This is a genomic window from Rhizobacter sp. (assembly GCF_031412075.1).
GTDB lineage: Bacteria > Pseudomonadota > Gammaproteobacteria > Burkholderiales > Burkholderiaceae_C > Rhizobacter.
Window position 1 is genome coordinate 1 of sequence record NZ_JANOCG010000235.1, and the last position, 7,075, is coordinate 7,075.

Genomic DNA, 7,075 nt, shown 5'->3' on the forward strand with positions numbered 1-7,075 from the left:
CCGCTTGCTCGCGGTCGATGCCTTGCTGCACGTCAAAGCGCAGGTGAAGCCTTACCTCGACATGCAGTTGGTGGCCTTTCCGCAAGACGGTGTGCTGCGCGCGCCGAATGCGTTGGTCAATTTGAAGCGGGCGCTCGATCGCGGTGTCGACGTGGTGGGTGGCATCCCGCACTTCGAGCGCACCATGGCCGATGGCGCCGAGAGCGTGCGCCTGTTGTGCGAGGTGGCAGCCGAGCGTGGGTTGCAGGTCGACATGCACTGCGACGAAACAGACGACCCGATGAGCCGCCACATCGAGACGCTGGCCTTCCACACTCAGCGCCTGAAGCTGCACGGGCGCGTGGCGGGCTCGCACCTCACGTCGATGCATTCGATGGACAACTATTACGTGACCAAGCTGATCCCGCTGATCGCCGAAGCGCAGGTGCACGCCATTCCCAACCCGCTGGCCAACATCGTGCTGCAGGGCCGCCACGACACCTACCCCAAGCGGCGCGGCATGACACGCGTGCCCGAGCTGATGGCCGCCGGCGTGACGGTCGCGTTTGGCCACGACAGCGTGATGGACCCGTGGTACTCGCTCGGCAGTGGCGACATGCTGGAGGTGGCCCACATGGGCCTGCATGTGGCGCAGATGACCTCGCAGGCGCAGATGCGCGCGTGTTTCGATGCCGTCACCGTCAACCCCGCCAAGGTGCTCGGGCTCGAGGGCTACGGGCTCGGCGTGGGCTGCCACGCCGATTTTGTGCTGTTGCAGGCGAGCTCGCCGGTCGAAGCGATTCGTCTGCGCGCCACGCGGCTGGCGGTGGTGCGGCGGGGCGCGGTGATCTCGCGCACGCCGGCGAACACGGCCACGCTGTCTCTTGCGGGACGCTCATCCCAGGTGGATTGGTCGCTGCGCAGATAGCCGTTTCAGGGGTGGCCCTTCGCTAGAATGATTTCAAACAGGGAAGACACACCATATGAAACTCATCGGCGCGCTCACCAGCCCCTACGTTCGCAAAGTGCGCATCGTGATGGCCGAAAAACGGCTCGACTACCAAATGGAGCTGGAAGACGTCTGGAATCGCGACACCATCCTCAAGTCGAACCCGCTCGGCAAGGTGCCGTGCCTGGTGATGGAAGGCGGCGAAGCGGTGTTCGACTCGCGCGTGATCGTCGAATACGTCGACACCCTCTCGCCGGTAGGCCGCCTGATCCCCGAGCGCGGCCGCGAGCGCACCGAGGTGCGCACCTGGGAAGCGCTGGCCGACGGCGTGCTCGACGCTGCCATCCTGGCCCGACTCGAGCAGACCTGGGCCGGCCGCAGCGAAGCCCAACGCAGCGATGCCTGGGTGAGCCGCCAGATGGACAAGGTGCATGCCTCGCTGGCCGCCATGAGCCAGGGCCTGGGTGACAAACCCTTCTGCTCGGGCATTCACTTCTCACTGGCCGACATCGCGACCGGCTGCGCGCTGGGTTATCTCGACTTCCGCTTCGCCCACATCGATTGGCGCTCGCAGTACCCGAACCTCGAGAAGTTGGACGCGAAGCTGGCCCAGCGCCAGAGTTTTGTGGATACGTTGCCGCCGAAGGGCTGAAACGAGTCGCGAAGCAGACTCTCCATCAAGCAACGCCCGCGGAACCGGCCTTGCCGGGCCGCTAGGCGGCGCCCCTTGGGGGCAGGAGCGAAGTGACTGGGGGGCCTTGTCAGGCGGCTTGAAGGCTCAGCCCGCTGGCCTTGCGATCGAATTGCAGCTTGTGGTACACGCGGCGAATGCCGCAAGCCACGGTGTGCACGCTCGACTGCCATTGCTGCGCAATCTCGTCGATCAGGTAGCCCTGAGCGGCCCACTGCAGGATGGCTTGTTCGGTGCCGGTGAGCACGAGTGGGTTGAGCGACTCCGTCATGGAGTCGAACTCGGGCTGGGCCGGCATGCGGAAGTGCGACAAGACCTGGCGCGCAATCGTCGGCGAGATCGGCGACTCGCCGCGCCACAGCTGTGCCAGTGCGCTGATCAGCGCCTGCGGCTCCTTGGTGTGAACCCAGTAACCGTCGGCGCCGGCGCGCAGCGCCTCCAGCAGCAGGTGGTCGTCGTGCGCGAGCATGGTGACGAGCACGTGCGGCCCGGGTGCGCGGGCGCCTTGGCGCAGCTCGCTCAGCAGCGGCTGCACGTCACCATCTTGCACGCGCATGTCGGTGACGAGGATGTCGGGTGCCCCTTGGCGAACCAGCTTGCGCGCCTGTTCGACCGTGTGGACCACGCCGCACACCCAGAAATTTTCAGAAGCATCGATCAGCGCTTGCAGCCGGGGGCTGGCTTCGTGGTCGCGCTGCAGCAGGACGATGGACGGCATGAAGGGGAAGTGGGGGCAGAGGTGCGAGCCGGGTGTGGACACATTGTTGTGTCAGCTGCCCCCATGGTGCATCCCCGTAAACCCGGGTTCATCCCCGCGTCTCAGGGGGTGCTCAACGGAGTGCTCAGGGGGTGGCTGCAAAGCTGTGTGCGCTGGCCATCGGCCAGTAGAGCTTGAACACGTTGTGCGGCATCTCGCCGCTGAGCAACTCGCCCGGACGCACAAAGGACAGCAGGTTCGCCAGCAGCTTGACCTGGTGGTCGTTGCAGCGGCGCACGATGTGCGAGGCGGTGATGGCACCGGGGTGCGTGAGGCCGGCGGCCTGCACCAGCTCCTTCAAGGCCTTGAGCGTGTTCTCGTGATAAAGGTGGACTCGGTTGGCCTTGGTGGGCACCACCAGCGCGCGCTCGCGCTGTGGGTCTTGGGTGCTCACGCCGGTGGGGCACATGCCGGTGTGGCAGGTCTGGGCCTGGATGCAGCCGAGTGCAAACATGAAACCGCGTGCTGAATTGCACCAGTCGGCGCCGAGCGCCATCATGCGGGCGACGTCGAAAGCGCTGATGACCTTGCCAGCACAGCCGATGCGAACCTTGTCGCGCAGGTTGAGCCCCACCAGCGTGTTGTGCACCAGCAGCAGGCCCTCTTGCAACGGTGCGCCCACGTGGTCGGTGAACTCCAGCGGCGCCGCGCCGGTGCCGCCCTCGGCACCATCGACCACGATGAAGTCGGGTGTGATGCCGGTCTCGAGCATGGCCTTGGCGAGTGCAAACCACTCCCAGGGGTGGCCGATGCACAGCTTGAAGCCGGTGGGCTTGCCACCCGAGAGGCTGCGCAGCTTGTCGATGAACTGCATCATCTCGACCGGCGTGTCGAAGGCGCTGTGCCGTGCGGGCGAGATGCAGTCGACCCAGGGCGGCACACCGCGTGCGTGGGCGATCTCGATCGTGACCTTGGGGCCGGGCAACACGCCACCATGGCCGGGTTTGGCGCCCTGGCTGAGCTTGAGCTCGATCATCTTGACCTGCGGGTCGCAGGCGTTGGCCGCGAAGCGCTCGGCGTTGAAGCTGCCGTCGTCGTTGCGGCACCCGAAGTAGCCCGAGCCGATCTCCCAGATCAGGTCACCACCGTTGGCGCGGTGGTGCTGGCTGATCGAGCCTTCGCCAGTGTCGTGCGCAAAGCCGCCGCGCTTGGCGCCGGCGTTGAGCGCCAGGATGGCGTTGGCCGACAACGCGCCAAAGCTCATCGCCGAGATGTTGAACACGCTGGCCGAATAGGGCTGGGCCCGCTGCGCGCCGATGATGATGCGAAAGTCGTGCGTGCTCAGCTCGGTCGGCACCAGCGAGTGGTTGATCCACTCATAACCGGTGGCGCCCACGTCCATCTGCGTGCCGAAGGGGCGTTTGTCGGGTGCGCCCTTGGAGCGCTGATAGACCAGCGAGCGCTGCTGGCGCGAGAAGGGCGCGGCTTCGTTGTCGCTTTCGATGAAGTACTGCCGCATCTCGGGGCGGATGAACTCCAGCAGAAAGCGCAGGTGCCCGATCACCGGGTAGTTGCGCAGCACCGAATGCCGCGTTTGCAGCACGTCGCGCAGACCCAACCCCAGCCCGAGCGCAAACAGCAGCACCAGCATGCCGCCGGTGTTGAACGCGACCCAGGTGAAGCTGCACAGCAGCAGGCCGACGGCGCACAACAACCAGGTGGCGTAGCGGATCGGGAAGTACCGGTTCAGCGTGAGCAGCCAGGCGCGCATGGAGTTCTCTCTTGGAGGGTGCTCGGCAACAGCCCGTTGCGGCACCGATTGGCGGCGATGGTAGTCGGTGGCCCGTGCGGCTGGCTCGGCGAAAAGGAGCATGGACACCTGCTTTTTACTTTGTATGCTGGTTTCCCTCGCTCACCCTCTTGCTGCTGCATGCCCGATTTGTTGTGCTCTCGCTGGTTGACTCTTTGTTTGGCCGGCGTGCTCTCGCCCGCTGCCTTGGCTGCCACAGCTGCCGCGCCAACCGGCAACTCGCCCCTGCGCGACACCCGCTGGACACTGCAGACCCTGGACGGTGCGGTCGCTGCGAGCACCGGCCCGCAGCCCACCCACCTGGTGCTGCATTCCGCCTCGCAGCGGCTGAGCGGCTTCGCCGGTTGCAACACCCTGCGCGGCCGACACACACAGCGCGGCACGCAGCTCGCGCTGACGGCGCTGGCCAGCACGCGCAAGGCCTGCCCGCAGATGCAGCAGGAGCAACGATTCATCGAGCTGCTGGGTGTCGCCAATGCGTACCGCATCGAAGGCCAGGTGCTGAGCCTGTTGCAGGGCGAGACGGTGCGCATCACCTTCCAAGCCACCCGCGTGACGAAGACGCCGGCAAGCGCGAAGAAGTGAGGGTGGGTCCCCCGTTGTTTGTGCACGCGGGTGCACAGAGTAGGCACATGCACAAGCGTGAACGGCGTCTCGATACTGCCTGCCGGTTGGCAGGCTTGTCGCAAACGTGACTCGACAAGCACCCCGTCAGCCACTAGCCTGCCGGCAAGCAACTCGTTATGGAATGACACCAGACGCTGCAAAAGCGCGGTTCGTGCGAGGGGCTGGCTCTGCCTCGACGGCAGCAACGCACTATTGGAGACGCTCCCATGATCAACCGCAGACTCTTTCTGAACCACATCGGCCGTGGCGCCGCCACGTTGGGCGCCGTCAGTTGCATCAACCCGGCCTGGGCGGCAGGCGACGAAGCGATCGGCTCCAAGCACATCACCATCGGCAACTCGACGGCACTCACCGGCCCGCTCGGTAACGCCGGGCAGGAGCACTCGGCGGCCATCCGGGCGGCGTTTGCCCAGATCAACAAAGCCGGAGGCGTCAACGGCCGCGAGCTGCGTTTCATCAACAAGGACGACGGTTACGCGGCGGCGAAGACGGTCGAGAACGTGAAGCAGATGATCGAAGACAACAGCGCCTTCGCGCTGATGTCGATCATCGGCACGCCCAACAACGGCGCCATTCTGCCGATGACCGAAAAGGCCGGCATCCCGGTGCTGGGCCCGATCACCGGCGCGGCCTCGCTGCGCAAGCCCGAACACAAGTACGTGTTCCACATCCGCCCGAGCTACACCGACGAAGTCACCCGCATGGTGCAGCAGCTGGTGCAGATGGGCATTCAAGAGATCGCGGTGGTCTACCTCGACAACCCCTTCGGCAAAGAGGTGCTCGGCAATGCACAACGTGTGCTGGCCGAACAAAAGCTCAAGGCCGTGGCGGCAATCCCGCTGGCGGTGGACGGCAAGAACCACGCCGAGGTGGCGCAGCAGATCATCGACAGCAAGGCCGGTGCGGTGTTCCTGGGCACCACCGGCACCGGCACCACCGACATGATCCTGTCGCTGCGCGAAAAAGCAGCGGGCTTGCCGGTGATCGGCCTGTCGGTCACTTTCACCGACGCCAAGCGCCTGGGCAAGCACCTGACGGGCCTGGCGCAGGCCTCGGTATTTCCGGGTGGCAACGCGACCAAATTTGCCGTCGTGCGCGCCTACAAGGCCTCGCTCGAAGCCGCCAACCAGGCAGCCCCGCTCAGTCTGGGCCTGGAAAGCTGGATCAACGCGCAGGTCATGGCCGAAGGCATCCGCCGTGCGGGCCGCGACATCACGCGTGAGAAGCTGCGTGCCGGCCTGGCCAGCCTTCGCGGCTTCGAGGTGGGCGAGGTGGTCATCAACTTTGGCAACGCGGGGCCGTATGTCGGCACCTCGTCGGTGAAGCTGGGCATCTTCGGGCCCGACGGCATCTTGCGCGCCTAGAAAAAGTGGCCAAGGGCGCGCGCCACTGCGGCGTGCGCCTCTTCCGGCACAAAGTGGCCGGCCTCCAGCCCATCGCCGCTCACCGTGCCGGCGCACTGCGCTTGCCACAGCTCCAGCGGCTTGAACATGCGGTGCACCACACCACGTTTGCCCCACAACACCAGCGTGTCGCAGGCGATGCGCTCACCCGCCGTGCGCGACGTGCGGTCGTGCTCGAGGTCGATGCCTGCCGAGGCGCGGTAGTCCTCGCAGGTGGCGTGGATGTTCTCGGGCAACACGAAGCAGCGTTCGTACTCGGCCAGCGCCTCGGGCTCGATGTAGTCGATGCCCTTGCTGCCCCAGCCGCCCAGCTTCCAGCGCAGGTAGAACAGCGGGTCAGCGCCGATCATGCGTTCGGGCAACGGTGCCGGCTGCACCAAGTGGAACCAGTGGTAGTAGGCCACGGCAAAGCGCATGTCGGTGGCGTTGTACATGTCGAGCGTCGGCGCGATGTCGATCACACACAGCTGGCTCACCGCCTGCGGGTGATCCACCGCGAGCCGGTGTGCCACACGGCCACCGCGGTCATGGCCGACCAGGCCAAAACATGTGTGGCCGAGCGAGTGCATCAGCGCCACCATGTCGGCGGCCATCGCACGCTTGCTGTAGCTCGCGTGGGTGGCGTCGCTCTCTGGTTTGGACGAGTCGCCATACCCACGCAGGTCGGGCATCACCAGAAAGAAGCGGTCTTGCAGCGCGAGTGCCACACGGTGCCAGATGGCGTGGGTCTGCGGGAAGCCGTGCAAGAGCAGCAGCGGCGGGCCGCCCGCCTTGCCGCCCGTGCGCGCGAAGAGGCGCTGGCCGTTGACCTCGTGAAACCCAGCTTCGAAACCGTCGAACCAAACCATCGTGTGCACCTCCAGGGTGCCACGATCTTGGCACGTGACTCATGGCTTCAATGCCGCCGCCAGGGTCTTCA

7 protein-coding genes are annotated in these 7,075 nt (G+C 65.8%); 4 read left to right on the top strand and 3 right to left on the bottom strand.

Going from position 1 to position 7,075, the window contains the following annotated elements:
• On the top strand, window positions 1-907 hold a 907-nt coding region (locus tag RMO40_RS08275), incomplete at its 5' end, for a cytosine deaminase (protein WP_309718937.1).
• A gap of 55 nt (window positions 908-962) precedes the next feature.
• The gene (locus tag RMO40_RS08280; protein WP_309718941.1) at window positions 963-1,580 is read left to right on the top strand and encodes a glutathione S-transferase N-terminal domain-containing protein; all 618 of its coding nucleotides are present in this window, start codon (window positions 963-965) and stop codon (window positions 1,578-1,580) included.
• A gap of 109 nt (window positions 1,581-1,689) precedes the next feature.
• Here the strand turns inward: RMO40_RS08280 and RMO40_RS08285 are convergent, their stop codons facing one another.
• Window positions 1,690-2,337 (bottom strand): response regulator, encoded by a 648-nt coding sequence (locus tag RMO40_RS08285; RefSeq protein ID WP_309718944.1) that lies wholly within the window; start codon window positions 2,335-2,337, stop codon window positions 1,690-1,692.
• A gap of 124 nt (window positions 2,338-2,461) precedes the next feature.
• Window positions 2,462-4,087, bottom strand: coding sequence for a glutamate synthase-related protein (locus RMO40_RS08290; protein WP_309718947.1), 1,626 nt, complete (start codon window positions 4,085-4,087; stop codon window positions 2,462-2,464).
• Between the two features lie 225 nt (window positions 4,088-4,312).
• On the opposite strand from RMO40_RS08290, the gene RMO40_RS08295 reads away from it, so the two are divergent.
• On the top strand, window positions 4,313-4,711 hold the full coding sequence (locus RMO40_RS08295) for an META domain-containing protein (protein ID WP_309718951.1): 399 nt from the start codon (window positions 4,313-4,315) through the stop codon (window positions 4,709-4,711).
• A 248-nt stretch (window positions 4,712-4,959) separates the two neighbouring features.
• Entirely contained in the window at window positions 4,960-6,117 is a 1,158-nt protein-coding gene (locus RMO40_RS08300) for an ABC transporter substrate-binding protein (RefSeq protein WP_309718954.1), read from the top strand.
• On the opposite strand, the gene RMO40_RS08305 is transcribed toward RMO40_RS08300, so the two are convergent.
• Complete coding sequence (locus tag RMO40_RS08305) at window positions 6,114-7,004, bottom strand: alpha/beta hydrolase (protein ID WP_309718957.1); 891 nt, start codon at window positions 7,002-7,004, stop codon at window positions 6,114-6,116. The genes RMO40_RS08300 and RMO40_RS08305 overlap by 4 nt on opposite strands.
• Window positions 7,005-7,075 lie beyond the last annotated feature (71 nt).

What these genes read in the sequence shown, in the direction of transcription:
- RMO40_RS08285 (WP_309718944.1), bottom strand. Translation starts at nt 2,337, where the DNA reads ATGCCGTCCATCGTCCTGCTGCAGCGCGACCACGAAGCCAGCCCCCGG.
- RMO40_RS08290 (WP_309718947.1), bottom strand. Translation starts at nt 4,087, where the DNA reads ATGCGCGCCTGGCTGCTCACGCTGAACCGGTACTTCCCGATCCGCTAC.
- RMO40_RS08280 (WP_309718941.1), top strand. Translation starts at nt 963, where the DNA reads ATGAAACTCATCGGCGCGCTCACCAGCCCCTACGTTCGCAAAGTGCGC.
- RMO40_RS08305 (WP_309718957.1), bottom strand. Translation starts at nt 7,004, where the DNA reads ATGGTTTGGTTCGACGGTTTCGAAGCTGGGTTTCACGAGGTCAACGGC.
- RMO40_RS08300 (WP_309718954.1), top strand. Translation starts at nt 4,960, where the DNA reads ATGATCAACCGCAGACTCTTTCTGAACCACATCGGCCGTGGCGCCGCC.